The organism is Catellatospora paridis (assembly GCF_009720365.1).
Taxonomy (GTDB): Bacteria; Actinomycetota; Actinomycetes; order Mycobacteriales; family Micromonosporaceae; genus Catellatospora; species Catellatospora paridis.
Window position 1 is genome coordinate 276,724 of sequence record NZ_ML769316.1, and the last position, 16,548, is coordinate 293,271.

General features: G+C 68.2%; 15 protein-coding genes. 5 read left to right on the forward strand and 10 right to left on the reverse strand.

Annotation, left to right across the window (positions count from 1 at the left end):
* Nucleotides 1–596 precede the first annotated feature (596 nt).
* From F9C41_RS16770 to F9C41_RS16780, 3 genes are all read right to left on the reverse strand, one after another.
* Nucleotides 597–1,415 (reverse strand): peptidase, encoded by an 819-nt coding sequence (locus F9C41_RS16770; protein ID WP_230689670.1) that lies wholly within the window; start codon nt 1,413–1,415, stop codon nt 597–599.
* Nucleotides 1,415–2,695, reverse strand: coding sequence for a VWA domain-containing protein (locus tag F9C41_RS16775; protein ID WP_407924704.1), 1,281 nt, complete (start codon nt 2,693–2,695; stop codon nt 1,415–1,417). Before F9C41_RS16775 ends, F9C41_RS16770 begins: the two co-directional genes overlap by 1 nt.
* An 80-nt stretch (nt 2,696–2,775) precedes the next feature.
* Nucleotides 2,776–2,997, reverse strand: a complete 222-nt coding sequence (locus tag F9C41_RS16780) for a hypothetical protein (RefSeq protein WP_155387739.1) — start codon at nt 2,995–2,997, stop codon at nt 2,776–2,778.
* Between the two features lie 38 nt (nt 2,998–3,035).
* Between F9C41_RS16780 and F9C41_RS16785 the strand changes: the two genes are divergently transcribed.
* Nucleotides 3,036–4,283 carry a DUF11 domain-containing protein gene (locus F9C41_RS16785; RefSeq protein ID WP_230689671.1) on the forward strand — a complete coding sequence of 416 codons (1,248 nt, stop codon included), beginning with the start codon at nt 3,036–3,038 and terminating at the stop codon, nt 4,281–4,283.
* Nucleotides 4,284–4,645: 362 nt separating this feature from the next.
* The gene (yidD, locus tag F9C41_RS16790) at nt 4,646–5,047 is read left to right on the forward strand and encodes a membrane protein insertion efficiency factor YidD (protein WP_230689672.1); all 402 of its coding nucleotides are present in this window, start codon (nt 4,646–4,648) and stop codon (nt 5,045–5,047) included.
* 250 nt (nt 5,048–5,297) lie between these two features.
* Here yidD and F9C41_RS16795 read toward each other — a convergent pair whose 3' ends face one another.
* Nucleotides 5,298–5,777: a P-loop nucleotide/nucleoside kinase family protein gene (locus tag F9C41_RS16795; protein ID WP_196279807.1), complete on the reverse strand. Its 480-nt coding sequence runs from the start codon at nt 5,775–5,777 to the stop codon at nt 5,298–5,300.
* Nucleotides 5,778–5,953: 176 nt separating this feature from the next.
* Entirely contained in the window at nt 5,954–6,328 is a 375-nt protein-coding gene (locus tag F9C41_RS16800; protein ID WP_155387741.1) for a low affinity iron permease family protein, read from the reverse strand.
* Between the two features lie 105 nt (nt 6,329–6,433).
* Between F9C41_RS16800 and F9C41_RS16805 the strand changes: the two genes are divergently transcribed.
* Nucleotides 6,434–6,895, forward strand: a complete 462-nt coding sequence (locus F9C41_RS16805) for a low affinity iron permease family protein (protein WP_230689673.1) — start codon at nt 6,434–6,436, stop codon at nt 6,893–6,895.
* Between the two features lie 204 nt (nt 6,896–7,099).
* On the opposite strand, the gene F9C41_RS16810 is transcribed toward F9C41_RS16805, so the two are convergent.
* Complete coding sequence (locus F9C41_RS16810; protein ID WP_155387742.1) at nt 7,100–7,726, reverse strand: hypothetical protein; 627 nt, start codon at nt 7,724–7,726, stop codon at nt 7,100–7,102.
* Between F9C41_RS16810 and F9C41_RS16815 the strand changes: the two genes are divergently transcribed.
* The gene (locus F9C41_RS16815; RefSeq protein ID WP_155387743.1) at nt 7,716–8,483 is read left to right on the forward strand and encodes a hypothetical protein; all 768 of its coding nucleotides are present in this window, start codon (nt 7,716–7,718) and stop codon (nt 8,481–8,483) included. The genes F9C41_RS16810 and F9C41_RS16815 overlap by 11 nt on opposite strands.
* 1,000 nt (nt 8,484–9,483) lie before the next feature.
* On the opposite strand, the gene F9C41_RS16820 is transcribed toward F9C41_RS16815, so the two are convergent.
* Complete coding sequence (locus tag F9C41_RS16820) at nt 9,484–12,618, reverse strand: BTAD domain-containing putative transcriptional regulator (RefSeq protein WP_155387744.1); 3,135 nt, start codon at nt 12,616–12,618, stop codon at nt 9,484–9,486.
* A gap of 237 nt (nt 12,619–12,855) precedes the next feature.
* Between F9C41_RS16820 and F9C41_RS16825 the strand changes: the two genes are divergently transcribed.
* Nucleotides 12,856–13,260: a hypothetical protein gene (locus F9C41_RS16825; protein ID WP_155387745.1), complete on the forward strand. Its 405-nt coding sequence runs from the start codon at nt 12,856–12,858 to the stop codon at nt 13,258–13,260.
* A gap of 114 nt (nt 13,261–13,374) precedes the next feature.
* Here F9C41_RS16825 and F9C41_RS16830 read toward each other — a convergent pair whose 3' ends face one another.
* From F9C41_RS16830 to F9C41_RS16840, 3 genes are all read right to left on the reverse strand, one after another.
* Nucleotides 13,375–14,586, reverse strand: coding sequence for an FAD-dependent oxidoreductase (locus F9C41_RS16830; RefSeq protein ID WP_155387746.1), 1,212 nt, complete (start codon nt 14,584–14,586; stop codon nt 13,375–13,377).
* Nucleotides 14,587–14,620: 34 nt separating this feature from the next.
* On the reverse strand, nt 14,621–15,445 hold the full coding sequence (locus F9C41_RS16835; RefSeq protein ID WP_155387747.1) for an alpha/beta fold hydrolase: 825 nt from the start codon (nt 15,443–15,445) through the stop codon (nt 14,621–14,623).
* A gap of 315 nt (nt 15,446–15,760) precedes the next feature.
* Entirely contained in the window at nt 15,761–16,540 is a 780-nt protein-coding gene (locus F9C41_RS16840) for an SDR family oxidoreductase (protein ID WP_155387748.1), read from the reverse strand.
* Between the last annotated feature and the right edge of the window lie 8 nt (nt 16,541–16,548).

The following is a 16,548-nucleotide window of genomic DNA, read 5'->3' on the forward strand; positions in this document are numbered from 1 at the left end:
GCCAGCGCGGGCCTGCTGCGGTCCGGGGTGGACGCCCAGCGGCCGGGTGAAGTCGGCGACGGTGACGGGACGTATCTGTGGGTCGACGGCAAGCGCGTCCACGCGGGTGACGCCGTCGGTGAACGGCCACCTACTGCCGAACCGGTTTCTGGCCGCGACCAAGAAGATCCACGGCAATAGTTGAGCTACAGTATTCGCTCGTCTCCCGTGTCAAAGAACGTATTGATGTACGTTTCCGCATCGGAGGAACTGTCCCTGAGCAATGAATACACTTCCTCGCCGGCGTCTGGCCTAGAATCGCCAATATGGTAGCCCTGGGCGATTTCAAGATATCGACTGATGCCTGCGGACTCGACATATTCTCGAGCTTCGTCTTCCGCGAGCTGAATGGCGGAGTCAAAGAATCTGCCGACCAGAGCGTGATCCGCTCCTCATAGAGACCCGTTTCCCACTCGAAAACGCAACGTACAGCAAACCTGTGCCCGCCGGGCCCGCTGCCCCCACCGCCTAAGTCCGAACTCGCCGCGATGGTCGAACCGCTTGTAAAGCGTGACGGCGCCCCTTCCTCCGCATGCTGGAGAGGAAGGGGCGCCATTTCACTTGCGGCGGCGCCAGGTAAGAGAGAACCCGACGACACCGGCAGCAGCGGCCAGAACACCGCCGACCGTGGTCCAGATCCAGCGGGCGGACAGGTCGGGCAACCAGTCCAGCGCCTCGGTCGCCTCGTCGGGCGTCGGGCTGGGGCTGGCCGAGGGATGGACCGATCCGGCTTCGGCCATGACCTCGCCGGGCTTGACTCGCGGCACGAGTGGCGCCTTGAGCTCACCGTCGTCGGCGTTGGAGTCGCCGTGGGCGCCGAGCAGCATGTCGACCTGAATGGGCAGGCCGAGATCCGGCTCCGGCAGGTCGGTGACCGAAAGCCGGATGTAGTACGTGCCGGGCAGCGGATCGCCCGACCACGGCTCGGCCCATGAGCGCACTCTCCGCAGGCTGCAGCCGAGACTGACGGAGGTGGCGGTGGCGGCGGCGATCGGCGTCTGCACGCCGGCCGTGCATGCCTGGCGGCGGCGGAGCCCGTCGAAGACATCCACGGTCCACGTGGACGCTCCGGTCCGCTTCCCGGCGGGCGGAAGTGAGACGGTCAGCGCGATCTCGGTGATCTGCCCGGCCGCGGCGCTGAACGACCAGTAGAGGTAGTCACCGGTGGAGGCTGCGACCTGAACCGGCTGGCCGACGCCGACCGCAGTGGCGGTGAGAAATGAGGTTCCCGACCGGTTGACGGTCGCTGATCCGGGTGACGGGCTTGGTGCCGCCGCGGCCGCGGCTGGCAGCAGGGCCGCGCAGGCTATGGCGAACGCGGCGGCCGCGAGGCGGTTATGCAGACGGACGTGTCCCTGCTGGTGATGGATGAGCATCAGTTTGTCCTCCAGGTAGCGACCCACCAGCGAGTCAGCCAGCCGGCGAGCGCGCCGGTGAGCAGGCCGGCAACGGTCAGCACCAGTAGTAGGAGCCAGCCTCGTCCCAGGCCTGGCGCGTCCGGTGCGGGCGAGGTGGCGACGACGTCGATGGTCAGTTCGAAGGGCAAGCCCGGTGCGTCGCTGGCCGTCGAACTGGCGAATGAATTGCTGATCACCAGGCAGACGTGCGTCGGGGTGGTGGGGCCGTCTGTCGACGGGTCTGACTCCACGTCAGGCTCCAGGGCCGACCAGCGCAGGCCGGTGGACAGCACGTCGGTGCGCCCGCTGCCTGCGTCCGTGCCGCGGACGAGCTCTCGGCCGTCGGCGGCGGTGGCACGCAGCAGCACGCCGTAGTCCCGGTTGACCTGGCGATCCAGGGCGATGCTCACGGAGGCGCGCAGTTCCTGGTCTTCGCGGACCGGCACCCGGTACCAGCGGTGCTCGGAGATCTTCTCCCGATCGGTGTAGACGCCGGGTGACAGCAGCGGCGCTCCGGCGCATTCCTTGCCGCCCGCCACGAGCGCGGGAGTTTTGACGGTGCTGTCCTTGGCCCGGTCGACGAGCTGCTGGATCCGATGAGTCAGCTCCGCTGGTGTCTGCGCGGAGGCGTACGTCCCGCCGGTGGCTGCGGCAATGCAGAGCAGCTGTCGGCGTACCTTGTCGTCCGGTGCCAGGCCGAGCGTGTCCACCACCAGATGGGTGCCCTTGGCGGCCAGCTCGCGGGCGACGTCGCAGGGGTCCGGCGGGGCGCAGGTGTCCTCACCGTCGGTGATCAAAATGATCCGACGGGTAGCCTCGCCGGTACCCAGGTCTTGGGCCGCGCCGCGCAATGCCAGCCCGACCGGGGTGAACCCGGTTGGCCGCAGGGCGGCGATGGCGGCCTTGGCGGCGGCCCGGTCCACCGGAGCCACCGGCACGATCTGCTGGGTGTCCGTGCAGCCCTTGGCCTTGTCCTTGCCCTGGTATGTCGCGCCGAGCACACGGATGCCGAGTTCTGTTCCGTCCGGAAGGGCGTCCACCACCTCGTTGAACGCCTGCTGTGCGACGGAGATTCGGGTGCGACCATCGATGTCCGCGGCGCGCATCGACCCGCTGACGTCGAGGACCAGCTCCACCCTCGGTGGTGCGGCAGTCTCGACGGGTTCGTTCTCGTCGGCGTGGGCCGCTGTCGGGATGATGGTCGACAGTGCGACTGTCGGTCCTATAAGGATGGTTCGTAACCATCTACTGGTGCTCACTGCGATGATCTTACTTACCGCGGCAGGCCCGCAGACAGCGCCGCACCGCATTAACGATCATCCCTACGCGACAGTCCTGTTCAGACTGCATCGCTCGCCAGCGTCGAACATCCCACGCCGGTCGCATGCTCGCCCGGTAGGTCGACACCAGAGCCTTGGCCGCCGCGCTGCACCGAGTCCGGCACCTCGCGGATCGCCATCGTGCGAACGGCGTACAGCATGAGCAGGGCGACATTGCGACCAGTGCATCCGGTGATCGCCACTTCCGGGCCCAGCTTTGCGGATCGAACCAGAAGCGCCACCCGCCGTTCCGTGCGAGAAGCATATTGCTTAATTTCAATTGATCGAACTGATGACGGAGATGAGTGGCATCGTGTGGCGGCTTCGAGTCTTGCCGGTGATCGTTCTGGTACTGACAACGCTTATCGTTCCAGCACAAGGCGCGTTCGCGTCGGGATCGCAGGCTCCGTCGCGCACACTGCCCTGGCCTAGTCTCGGCGATCCCGATACCAACATAAACGGGATGGCCGTGCTCAACGGCGATCTGTTCGTCATCAACAACTATTCCGGCGGCGGCCGCATACACCGGCTGAGCACGGCTTCCGGTGCCCTGCTTTCCTCGCTGCCGGCAAGCGTCGGCTACCAACCCGCCTCAGACATCGCCAGCGACGGCACCTGGCTGTATGTGATCGAGGCGGCTCCGGTTGAAGGCCGCATCCATCGCCTCGATCCGGTCACCGGCAGCGACCTGGGCGTCATCACCCCGACCGGGATCACCATCACCGGCGGTGCGGGCGGGCTGGCCTACACCCGCGGCCAGCTGCACATCGTCGTGGCCACGGTGGAATGCGCCGGAGTATCGATCGTGCACCTCAACATCACCGGCGAGGCAACCGGGTGCGTCAACGTCGACACCCTGGGCATCAACCGGCGCGAGCTCGACCAAGCCGGGCAGAACCTCCTCTACGGCGCCACCTCCGGACGCAACGGGCCCTACCTGCTGCACACCCTGGACGCCAACGACACTGTCATCGACGTGACCGAGCTGACTACCACCAGGCCAGACAGCATGTGGGGCCTGGCCTGCGGCACCGGCGAACTATTCGCATCCGACCGGGCAGCCCAGGTCATCAACGCTTACACCTTCGCGAGCTGCGCGACGTCCGCCCCGAAAGCCGACATCGACGTCGATCTCACCGGCGCACCGCGGCTTGGCATCCTCGTGCCCTCCCTCCAGTTCACCCTCACCGCTCGCAACCTCGGGCCCGATCAGGCCACCGCCGCGACGCTGACCGCCACGATCCCGCCCGGCGTTGTCGCAACCAGCCTCTCCAGCGGCTGCACCCAATCGGGCAACACCATCGCCTGCACGTACGGCGCCATGGCAAACGGCACCAGTCTGGACAAAACCTTCCGGCTGCCGCTTTCCGTGCTCGGCCTCGGCACCGTCAACGTCACCGCCACACGCACCACCTCAGCACCAGAGGATCCCCACGTCGCCAACGACTCTGCCACGGCCAGCTGTACTGTCGTCTCCATCCTGCTCGTCACCTGTCAGCAGTCCGAGACGGCGGCTACCCAGATGTAGGGCCTTCGCCGTCGTGGCGTTCGAGCCAGAGATGGTGACTGCCCAGACTCCGTCGACCGGTTCCAGGAAGCGGGTCGTGGTGTCGGGCGGCGCTTGCGGCGGGTCGCAGCCATCCCAGGATAACGGTGTGGCGGCTACGCGAGCGCTGGCGGCCGGAGAAGATCGCGGCTGGGCGGGCGACCAGCCGCTACCAGGCCACTGTCGATCTCGTCTAGACCTTGGACTGGCTGCGCGCCGTATCGGGCGGACATGATCCGCGAGACAGAATCCAGCGCCCGCCTGATCCGCCGAGATCCTCCACACAACCTGCACCGCTCCCGGCGACCCGCCCGCTAACTTTCTGCGTGAGAATCGACAGGGGGATGGCCATGGCTGCTCTGGAACCGCCGTTTCCGGCCTGCTTCGCGTGCTGCCCGGGCGGCATGTGCTGCGGCGGAGGCGGCGATGACCTGGCCGCCTGGGCGCACCTGCCCGAGGTGGTGCTGCGGGCGGCGGCGGCGCTGTTCACGGCCGAGCCGGCCGACGGGCCGCGGCTCGGGATCTCCGCCCGGCTGGCCGAGAACCTGATTCGCGAATATCAGCGCCGGATCTCCGCGCGCACCGCCGCCCGCTGCCGGTTCAGCCCCAGTTGCAGCGCGTTCGGCTTGGAGGCGGTGCGTCGCCACGGCGCCCTGGTCGGCACCCGGATGATCTGGCAGCGCCTGTTGCGATGCCGCGCCACCGTTGCCTACGGCACCGCTGACCCAGTTCCCTCAGCAGCTTGAGCGGCACACCGACCTTTGCTGTGTGGGCTGGCTTGCGTCAGGTCTTGGTCGGTTATTCAATGGGCGATCATGATGTTCGGTAGATCTTGAGTTTGGTGATGGCGTCGAGGAAGACGGGGAACCGGCCGAGTATTTCGCGGTAGCCGGTGGCCAGGATTGTTGGCCGCTTGGTACGGCTGGTCAGGTTTGTTGGCCGACTTGCTCGCGGTGGGCGCGGCAACTGAGTCCAACCGAGGTCGCCGCGGTCGAGTCACGGCACGGGGTCGAACAGATCGAGCTCAGCACGCGTCGGACGCTCGCGCTGGAAGAAGTCCCACGCCTGATCGTGCTCTTCCCTCGTAATCCGAAACACGCCCGGCGCCGGCGAAGCGTTACGGCGCTCCAACCGATCGAGAATCTCCTGTCGGGACGGTTCCAGCAGGCACAGCACCACACGCGCTCCGATCGCCTGGGCCTCCGAGCGGTAGCGATCACGCTCCTCCCTCGCCCACAGACCCCAATCCAGCACGACATTGCAGCCCAGCTGCAAGACGCGCATGGCTGTCGCCCACTGCAGGTGTTCTACAGAGTCCCTGTGAAGGTCAAGCTCCGGCTCGGACAGTTCCGGATGCAGCTGACGGAGCCACTCATCCGCAGTGAGCCGCAACGCGGCATGCTCCTGCTCCAGCCGCCTCGCGAGCGTTGTCTTACCACTTCCCTGCAGACCACACGTCAAGAAGAGCACAGGCACCACCAGACGATAGCGAACAGCGCGGCGTCATCGAACTTCGCGATCATGTGGCCAAATACGGTGACCGGTGACGAGAATTCCCTACGGCTTCTCGGATCGGCACCCCCTTCGACTGGTTGCACTGGTGGACCGACCCGAGCCGGCAGGACGTCGCGGCCGATCAGCACATTGGCGGTTCAGGCCTGCGCTTCGGCTTGCAGGCGTTGTTCCAGGCGCTCCTGCTCGTGCAGCGGCTGCTGCTCGGCGGCGATCAGCTCATCGCGGGCCCCGCTGGTGGCCCGGACCAGCTCGTCGAGTTTGAGCAGCACCGCTCGTGACTCCCGGCCCGCGGTGTGCTGGATGAGGAACACCATGATGAACGTGAAAACGGCGGTGACCGCGTGCAGGACGGCGAGCCACTGATGGCTGAACCCGCTCAGTACGCCGACGATCAGCCACAGCGCCGAAAGGGTCACCGCCGCGACAGCTGCCCATGCCGATCCGGCGAACTCCACGATCCACCGCGTCGCCGCGGAGACGGTGCTACGCGCGTGTGCTTGCTCTGGTTGCACGGCAGGCTCCCCTCAGGCCGGTGGGAGTCACCGGTGTCCGCGTCATACCCACCCGTGCGGGCAGCCACACGTTTCGACCAGCGCCTTCGCAGGTATGCCCAGGTCATGGCAGTCACTCCCGCACAGCCGCACCGCGGCCACTCCCCCGGCGACGGCAACACCAGTGGCCCACCGCCGCGTATGCCCACCGACATCACCCCAGGTCTGGGCATGTTCGACCGGTTCGCCACCCACGCGTCGAACTTCTTCTCCAAGGCCTGGTTCTTCTCCATGTGCGTCGTACTGGTCCTGGTCTGGGCACCGTCGTACTTCCTCATCGGCGAGCTGGACACCTGGCAGTTGATCATCAACACCGCGACGACGATCGTCACGTTCCTGATGGTCGCGCTGCTGCAGAACACCCAGACTCGGGCCGACAACGCCGCCCAGCACAAACTCAATGCGATCGCCGACGCCCTGGCCGACCTGATGAGTCATGTCGCCGAAGCCGACAACCAGCCCGGTCTGCATACCGACGTCGAGCAGCTCAAGGCGGCGGTGGGCCTGGAGACCCGCGAGGGCTCGTGAGCCCCCGCAGTGCCGGGCCTGGCCGAGGTATGGCCAGGCCCGGCACCACATGCCGCTGTCGTCGGTGGCCAGGAATCGGCGCTGCGTGATGCTCGGGATGGCGCCTGCGCCCGACACGATTACTCCTCGAAGAGTTGCAGGCGGCGATGACGCGCAGCACCCGGTGATTTCGACGGCGAGAACGGGCGCCGGACGGCGGTCAAGTCAAAACCACTTCCCGGATCGGGTATCGCGGATGAGGCTCCAATAGCCGACGTTCGGCTTCATCCCGGCGCGGCGGTTGGTCCGCAGGATGGCCTCGTTGGTGTCGGCGTTGTGGGTGACGAGCGCGGAGGCGCCGCCCCGATGCGCCTGCAGCAGCGCGGCGGCCTTCAGCGCCCCGGCCATGCCCCTGCCGCGGTGGCCGACCGCGACGCCCGTGTAGTTGGTGTACCAATCGGGGGTGCCCGCCTGCGGCGTGATGATGGTGATGCCCAGTGCGCGCTCGGCGGGGCGGTTCTCGGCCAGCAGCACGACCGCGTCGTCGGGGATCGTCCGCCGCGCCTGGGTGAGATCCACCTGCTGGTAGCGGTCGCCTGGCAGCGGCAGCCCGGCCATGCTGCGACCCATGCAGTCGAGGATATGGTCCTGCTCGCGGTGCAGGCGTGCGCGTCGGACGCGCACGCCTGCGGCATTGGCGGCCGATGTCGCGCGCACTGCCAGGGCGACCAGGTCGACGCCGGGAGCGGTGAAGTCGAACCGCCAGCCGACACTGTGCGCGGCGACGTTGAGGTCGTACCGCTCGGCGAAGCGCCGCCCGCGGTCGAGATCGTCGCGCAACGTGCTGGTCACCAGTAGGTCGGGCCGCAGGTGCCGGGCCGCCCAGCCGGCGAGCTCGTCGGCCAGCGCTGTTGCCGATGCCCTGCCCGCGATGCTCGGCGGCGACCGCGACGAGCGCGCCGACCGTGCCGGGGAAGGCCGGTTCGCTGGTCAGGTGCTGGTGCGGCTGGAGGCGCTACCCGAGTCCAGCCAGCGGATCGTACGGATCGCCGCCGAGAGCGGCACCGTAGCGAGATACGCGCTGCTCAAGTCCGTGACCGGCCTCCCCGAGGACGAGCTGATCGAGGGCCTGCGCGCGGCGGTGCTCGCCCGGATCCTCGTTGCCGGCAGCCTCGTCCCGGCCGACGAGCTGACCGGCCGTCTCGCCCGGCACTGGTTCGCGGCGCACGACGCCGTGAAGGCGCTGCGGATCGGAGTCCGAGCCGCCAACGACGCCCAGCGGCGCCATGCCTATGGCGAGCAGCTTCACATGCTGGAACGCGCGCTGCAGCTCTGGGACCGCGTGTCGGATCCGGTGCGCCTGGCGCTGCCGGCGCTGTCCCTGCCGGACGGATACCCGCGCCGCGGGCACGGATCGGACGGCGTCGGACTGCGGGGCACCGATGCCGCGCCGGCGAGCATGTGGTCGCCGCTGCGTGAGCTGGTCGACGGCGCGCTGGCGACATTGCGGACACTCCCCGAGGACGCGCAGGTGGCCCGGGTGGGCACCATGCGCGATGCAGCCCTCGACTGCAGGCTGGACCTGTACGACATACTGACCACCCGCTGACGGCCGCACTGCGGCCACAGCCGCAGGACAAGGGCCGATGCGCACATGCCAGCCGCATGTGTACCTGTAGTGAGCCCCGAACCGCGTTCCGGGCCCACCACAGGTCGGCCTGAGCCTGGTGCCGGCACCCCTCCACCGCACAGAAGCGTCCGGTGGCGTCCGGTTTCCGGTCCACCCCACAAGGCCGCCACCAGGACATCGCCTGACATCAATCCGGAATCCGTCGGCATCCGCCACCGACGACGCCCAGCCCCAGTTGACTAAAGCCACGCGGGCAACGGATCCACGACCCGCGCCGGCCAGGGCACATCGACCCCCGGCCCGCCAACCCGGCGAGCTGCGATATCCATCGAGATTTCAGGAGGTCTCATGCGTAAAGTCCTGCACAGGATCGGAGTCGGATTCGCGGCTGTCCTGCTAGCCATCGCCGGCGGTTTGATCGCCGCCTCACCTGCGTCTGCGTCAGTGACGTGCGGGCCGCCCGCGCCAGACTACGACGCAGGGTGGACACAAGTGATCAATCCGGTCAGCGGCTATTCTGGTCCTTCGATGCGGACAGGACCAGGTCACAATTGCACTATCCTTACCCGACCGCCATGGGGTGCCTGGATCGACATGAACTGCTTCCGGTATGGCGACTCGGTCAACGGCGTCTCCACTTGGACGGCTGTCCGTTGGAACGGATACTTCGGCTGGGTCTCCGACTATCACCTCTCTGATTATGGATCCATGGAACCCTGCTGACCGTCTCAGATGCGCAGCCATGGCCCGCCGGCCATGGCTGCGCATTGCGGCTGACTTGTGCGCGGTCAGACCGTCCCACACCAGGAGGATCGGCGCCTTCAGTTGATGATGCGCGGCGACGAGCAGGCGGGCGAAGTCGTTTTCGCGGAAGCCTTTCGGTCCGTTCGATGCGACCGCGGTGCGTCATGGTGCGGTAGATGAGCCGGCTGGTGCCTCGTGATCGCACTTGCCGGATACCTGTGGGCGCGCTCGACGTTCACGGAGCGAGCGTGACCTGGGCCAGCTGACTCCAGCTGGTTTCGATGCCCTCCCGAGCCGCCTCGGCGAACTTCGTGTCGCCGAGGCGGCTTCGTGCTGCGCGCTCGATCCGGGTCGTGTCCGGCAGCGCCCGATCCGGCAGCCCGCGTACGGTGTCGCTGGACGCGAGCAGCCGTACGGCCTGTTCGGGCTGGTCGCGGCGCAGTGCCAGGTCCGCGAGTCCGACAAGGACCTGCGCGACCATGGGCGCGTGCCCGGCCTCGGCCGCCGCCTGGTATGCCCCGGCGTGATAGTCACGGGCACGGTCCAGGTCGTCGGCGAGGTAGCCCAGCAGGTCGTGCGTCACGGCGCGGAGCTTGTCGGCCTCGTCTCCGAGCATGGCCGCCGCGATGTCGAGTTGCCGGTGAGCCTCGGCGGCATCCCCGCGCCAGCGGGCCAGTTCCGCCTTCGACAGGGCCAGTTCTGCCAGCGCCTCCGGCCAGGTGACCCGCTCGGCGTGCCGTTCGGCCTCGGCGGAGACCGCGTTGCTGGCGTCGGAGTCACCGAGCAGCCAGTACAGCTGAGCCTGCCGCGACCGCATCCGGATGACATCCTCGACGGCGCCGAGCTCGGTCACCGCCGTGATGGCCTGCTCGTAGTACCGGCACGCATCGGCGAACTCGCCGCGCGTGGCGATGCGGTCGGCCAGTTCGGTGAGGGCGAACGAGATCCCGAACCGTTCGCCCACCGCACGGAACTCGGTGAGCGCCGTTTCGAGGTCGGCGTCGGCGTCCGTCCCGGCGTGGCCCAGCATGATCCTCGACTTGCCCAGGTGCAGCCGGGCGAGCGCGCGGACCCAGCGGTCGTCGTGGTCGAGCAGTGACTGCCATGCGGGAAGGATCGCCTCCGGTCCCCGCAACATGTGTTCCAGCGGGACGACCAGGGACAGCATGGGGTTGCGGGACCGGCTGCGCTGGGCTAAGCGGTACGCCTCATGGATCCACTCCGCGGCCTGCTCTGCGTCGGAGGCGCGCCCGGCGCTGGCGAACGTCACGGCGAGCGCGTACACGGTGGCTCGGATCTCGTCGCCCACCTCGCCGGGTAGCTCAACGGCAGCGGTGATCAGCTCCATGCCTTCGGCTCGGTGTCCGCTGAGCCACCAGTACCAGCCGGTGCCCGCGGCCAGCCGCATCGCCGCCTGGGCGTCGCCGGCCGCGAGCGCACTGCGCATCGCGGCGGTGATGTTGTCGTGCTCGGCGTCCAGGGTGGCCAGCCAGGTCAGCTGCCCGGCGCGGCGAAGATGCGGGTCGGCGGTCTCGGTGAGTTCGGTGAAGAATGCCAGGTGCGCCCGGCGGGCCAGGTCCGACTCGCCCGCCTCGGCGAGCCGCTGCTCGGCGTACTCCTTGATGGTGCCGAGCATCCGGTAGCGCGGCGCGCTGTCGCCCTCGGCGACCAGCAGTGATTTCTCCACCAAGGCGATCAGCAGCTCGAGCACGTCCTCGGGCTCGACGGCGTCGCCGACGCAGACCCGCTCGGCCGCTTCCAGGCCGGCCCCGCCGGAGAACACCGACATCTTGCGCAGGACCAGCCGTTCGGCGTCGGTGAGCAGCTCCCAGCTCCAGTCGATCACCGCACGCAACGTCCGATGCCGAGGCAGCGCGGTACGGCTGCCGCCGGTCAGCAGCCGGAACCGGTCGTCAAGCCGGTTGGCGAGCTGGTCAATGGACATGGTGCGCAACCGGGCCGCGGCCAGCTCGATCGCCAGCGGCATCCCGTCCAGCGCCCGGCAGACACGCGCCATCGTCGCCAGGGTCGAGGTGTCGACCACGAAATCGTTGCGAACCGCACTCGCCCGGTCTCGCAACAGCCGGACCGCCGGTGCGGACTCGATCTCGCCGGGGCCCGCGTGCTCCGCGGGCAGGACCAACGGCGCGACCGGCCACAGCGCCTCACCGGTGATGCCCAGCGGTTCCCTGCTCGTGGCCAGGATCCGCAGCCGACGGCACTCTCCCAGCAAGCGATGGGCAAGCTCGGCCGCCGACTCGATCACATGCTCGCAGTTGTCCAGGATCAGCAGCATCTCCCGCTCGCCGATCGCAGCGATGAGCCGATCGGCCGGCCCGAGGTTCGACACCTCACCGAGCAGCGCGTCACGCAGCTTCAGCGCCGCAAGCGTGGGCTGAGCCGCGTCGCGGCCGGCACCGACGGCGGCGAGCTCCACCAGCCAGACCCCATCGGGCAGGTCACCGAGCAGGTTACGCCCGGCCTCCGTGGCCAGCCTCGTCTTGCCCGACCCGCCCGGCCCGATCAGAGTGGTGAGCCGGTGCCCGGCGACGAGGCCGGCGACCGCAGCCACATCGGCGTCCTTACCGATGTAGCTGGTCAGTTCCGCGCGCAAGTTGGTGTTGCGATGCTGCTCCCGCGGCCGAGACTCCCCGCGCAGCAGCGCCACGTGCAGCGCGGACAGCTCTGGTGAGGGGTCGACGCCCAGCTCGTCGGCCAGCGCTTCTCTCGTGTGCTGGTACACCTGCAGGGCCTCGGTGTCGCGGCCGGCCGCGGTCAGGGCCCGCATGAGCGCGGCGGCGAGCCGCTCTCGCAGCGGGTGCGCGGCCACCAGGTCGGTCAGGTCCGTGGTCAGGTCCGCGCCGTGGCCGAGGCTGATCTCCGCGTCGAACCGGTCCTCCATCGCGGTCAGGCGCAGCCTCTCCAGCCGGGTGACCGCGGCGTCGAACGCACCGCTGTCGGGCAGGGCGACGTCTTGCATGGCCGCTCCGCGCCAGAGGGCCAGGGCCTCGCGCAACCGCCGTACCCGCTGCGGGCCGTCGTCGTCGCGCGCCCGGCCCAGCAGCCGTTCGAAGCGCACGGCGTCGACGGCGTCGGGATCGACTGCCAGCCGGTAGCCGTCCGTCAGCCCTTCGATCCATCCGTCCGGCAGCGCCTTGCGCAACCGGGAGACCAGCCGGTGCAGGGCGTTGGTCGCGTCGGCGGGCGGATGTTCACCCCAGATCCAGTCCAGCAGCGTCGCCTTCGGCACCACCCGACCCGGTTCGAGGGCCAGCGCGGTCAACAGCCCGCGCAGCCGCGCGCCCGGCACGTCAGCGACCACGCCGTCGTCCGTGCGGACCTCGAACGGTCCGAGCATACCGATCTGCACCCGACCGATCTTGCCACGGATGGTGATCAGCGATTAATCGACCGACGCCTGCGCCACCCGTACTCCCGCAACCTGCTTGAGCGCCGTGTCAGCTTTCGTGTCAGGGCCGTGGCAGGCCCGCGTCAGGCGTGGCGGGAACGGTAGGTGCAGCACAGAACGCGGCGGGTCGTCTGACCAGGCACCAGTGGCGCCGCGTTTGCTCAAGCAAGGTCCACACGAGCACAAGGAGCGCACACCATGTCCCTCACCCTTTCCGACCCGGACAAGACCACACTGCGGATCGCGGCGTACGGTGCCGTCACGCTGCTTTCGGCCGCAGGTGCCGCCAGCGGCTCGCCCCACAAGATCGCCACCAACGGCAGCATCGCGCTGGGCTCGGCCACCGGCTTGGTGGGGCACGTGCTCGCCAAATACCCCAAGCACAGGGACCTCAACGGCAAGTCCGTGGCCGAAATCGCCGATCGCGTGCTGCCGGCCCTGACAGAGGCCATGAGCCTGCTCAAGCAGCAGGCTCCGGAGGAGGCCGACAACTTCCGCAGCACCGTCATCACCGCGATCGAGTCCGCCACCCACCACGGCGAGCCGAGCCCGACCGTGACCGCCATGATCAACAAGATCACGAAGGCGCTCGACGCCGCCTGATCGATGCCGGCCCCGCCCACACCGATGCCACAAGGTCCCTTTCCGATCCCGTGGCACCGGTGTGGGGCGCCCCCGGCACTCATAACCCGCCGGCCGGAAACGGCGGCAGTCCCGTCATGCGTTGATCGACACGCTTCGCGTCATGCCGCGTCGCTGCAGGTGCTGGCGCGCGTGGATCAGCGCGGTGATCCCCTCGCCGACCGCAGCGCCGAGCTGTTTGGTCGACCCGGCCCGCACATCCCCGGCAGCGTAGACGCCGAGCATGCTCGTAGCGAGCGTGTCGTCGGTGGTGACGAACCCCCACTGGTCCAGCTGCAACGACTGCCGCAGGAAGCCGGTGTTGGGGTCCATGCCGATGTAGATGAACGCGGCATCCGGACGCCACGTCAGCAGTTCCCCGGTGGCACCGTCGCGGGCGCTCACCTCGTGCAGCTTCCCGGCTTTCGCGATCAACGCCGTGATCTCCGTGTTGGTGTGCACGGTGAACTCGGGATGTTCGGCGATCTTGTGCTGCACCAGCGGGGAACCCTTCAACGTCGGCGACTGCTCGACGATGCGGACCCGGTCGGCGAACTGCGAAAGGAACAGGGCCTCCTCCAGGCCGGAGTTGCCGCCACCGACGACCAGCAGCTCGCCGGCCCCGTGGTAGAACGGCCCGTCGCAGGTCGCGCAGTAGTGCACCCCGGCGCCGATCAGCTCCTCCTCACCGGGCAGCCCGAGCCGGCGGTAGGAGGAACCCGTGGCCACGATCGCCGCACCGGCACACAACTGCTGGCCGCTGCTCAAGGAGACCGTCACGTCCTGGCCGTCGAGCGCCAGCCGCCCCACTTCGACGGCCGACAGCAGCTCGACACCGTAGCGGCGGCCCTGCGCAACGAACCGGGCGGCAAGGTCCGCGCCGCCCACTCCCTCCGGGAAGCCGGGGTAGTTGTCGATCTGCTGGGTGGCTCCGGCCTGACCACCCAGGGCCCCTTTGTCGACTACGACGGCGTCGATGCCCTCGCGGGCGGCATAGATAGCCGCGGCCAGGCCCGCCGGCCCGCCGCCGATGATCGCCAGGTCGTAGACGTCGCGCTCGGCGTGGAGGTTCAAGCCCAGCTTTGCCGCAATCGTGCTGTTTGACGGATTCACCATCATCGCGCCGTCGTCGAACACGACCGTGGGGATGGTCTGTCCGCCGTTCTGCAGCCGCTGCACTTCGGCTCGGGCTTGGGTGTCCTGGTCGATGGCAACCCAGTCATAGCGGGCACGATGCTCGGTGAGGAACTTCTTGACGCGCCGGCAGTCCGGACACCAAGGAGCCCCGTACACCTTGATCTTGGCCACCGCACCCTCCACCAGAGCGTTTGCCGCGTTGCGGTCAGGATTTCAGGAAAGCCAGCAGGTCGGCGTTGATGGTGTCGGCGTGGGTGGTCGGCATGCCGTGCGGGAAGCCCGGATAGGTCTTCAAGGTGCCGTTGCGCAGGAGTTCGGCCGACAGCGGCGCGGAATCGGCGTAGGGGACGATCTGGTCGTCGTCGCCGTGCATCACCAGCACCGGAACCGTGATCTTCTTCAGGTCCTCGGTGAAGTCGGTCTGGGAGAACGCAACGATGCCGTCGTAGTGCGCTTTGGCGCCGCCCATCATGCCCTGACGCCACCAGTTATCGATGATCGCCTCGGAAGCCTGCACGCCGGGGCGGTTGAAGCCGTAGAACGGGCCCGACGGCAGAGCACGGTAGAACTCGGACCGGTTCGCCGCCAGCTGCGCCTGCAGGTCGTCGAACACGCTCTTGGGCAGTCCCCCGGGGTTGGCTTCGGTCTGCACCATCAGCGGCGGGACCGCGGACATGATCGCCGCCTTCTGCACACGGCTCACGCCATGCTTACCGAGGTAGCGCACGACCTCACCGCCACCGGTGGAGTGGCCCACGTGTACCGCGTTTCGCAGGTCAAGGTGGGCGGTCACCGCAGCCAGGTCGTCAGCGTAGTGATCCATGTCGTGGCCATCGCTGGTCTGCGTGGAACGCCCGTGCCCCCGGCGATCATGTGCGATGACACGGTAGCCGTGGTTGAGGAAGAACAGCATCTGGTTGTCCCAGTCGTCTGCCGACAGGGGCCAGCCGTGACTGAACACGATCGGCTGACCAGTGCCCCAGTCCTTGAAGAAGATCTCCGTGCCGTCGTTCGTCGTGACCGTTCCCACCCGATGCCCCCGCAACTAAAAGAACATGATTCGCTACTCAGCGTAGTCATCGGTGGGCTGCCATGTGCCGATTAGGTGCGCAGCGTGCACCAGTCGAGCAGCGCGGCCAGCACTGAGGCGCGCTTACCCACATCACGGCATGCATCGCGACATGCCTGACGATCATCGGCATCCGCCCCACATCGCCTGGACGCTGAGCACCGACGAGCCCAACCCAGGTCAGTCAGCTGCTCGACCTGACACCCGGCGGCGTGGGACAGCTCACGCGCCGCCGGGGTCCCTGTGGGCCGCACAAGAGGCTGACCGAACCGGGAACTAGACGACCGGCAGTTCACCGCCGTCGACTGTCAGGCTTACTCCGGTGACCCACTGAGCCCGGTCCGATGCGAGGTAGGCGACGGCCTCGGCGATGTCGCGCGGATCTCCGGGACGACCCAGAGGGACGCCCGCTGTGGTGGCGGCAAGCGGGACGTCCATCGCGTCGGCGAAGTTCTGGCGGATCGCGTCGGCGCCCAGGGTGAGCACGTTGCCGGGGATGATCGTGGTGACGCGGATTCCGGCAGGCGCGAGCTCGGAAGCGAGCGCTTTGCTGTAGGTGTTCAGGGCGGCCTTGGCGGCACCGTAGTGAGCCAATGGCGGCGCCGGCGTGAGGGCCGCTCCCGATGAGATGTTGACGATCACGGCGCCCGGCCCGGCTTCGCGTAGCGCCGGTAGCAGCGCGTTGTTGACCCTCACGGCGGACAGGTAGTTGAGGTTGAGTGCGTCGATCCATTCCTCATCGGGGATGGATGAGATGCCCCCGATGTGGGCGCGTGCCGCTGCCGCGTTATTGACCACGATGTCGACGCCGCCGAGTTCGTCGAGCGCTGCCTCAGTGAATGCCTGCACGCCTGCGAGCGTGCTGATGTCGCCCTGAATGAAGGTGGCGGCCTTGGGCGTCTCGTCGGTGGGGTTACGCGCCGTGGTGACGACGGTCGCGCCGCCGTCGAGCAGCCGCTGCACGATGGCCGCGCCGATCCCGCGAGAGCCTCCCGTGACGATCGCGCGCTTTCCTGCGAACTCAGTGGTGTCGGGTGAAGTGCTGGTTCTGAACATACGGCCAA

Coding starts and splice junctions, on each gene's coding strand:
- F9C41_RS16770 (WP_230689670.1), bottom strand. CDS start 1,415: ATGCTCATCCATCACCAGCAGGGACACGTCCGTCTGCATAACCGCCTC.
- yidD (WP_230689672.1), top strand. CDS start 4,646: ATGGCCATGGCTGCTCTGGAACCGCCGTTTCCGGCCTGCTTCGCGTGC.
- F9C41_RS16805 (WP_230689673.1), top strand. CDS start 6,434: ATGGCAGTCACTCCCGCACAGCCGCACCGCGGCCACTCCCCCGGCGAC.
- F9C41_RS16825 (WP_155387745.1), top strand. CDS start 12,856: ATGTCCCTCACCCTTTCCGACCCGGACAAGACCACACTGCGGATCGCG.
- F9C41_RS16840 (WP_155387748.1), bottom strand. CDS start 16,540: ATGTTCAGAACCAGCACTTCACCCGACACCACTGAGTTCGCAGGAAAG.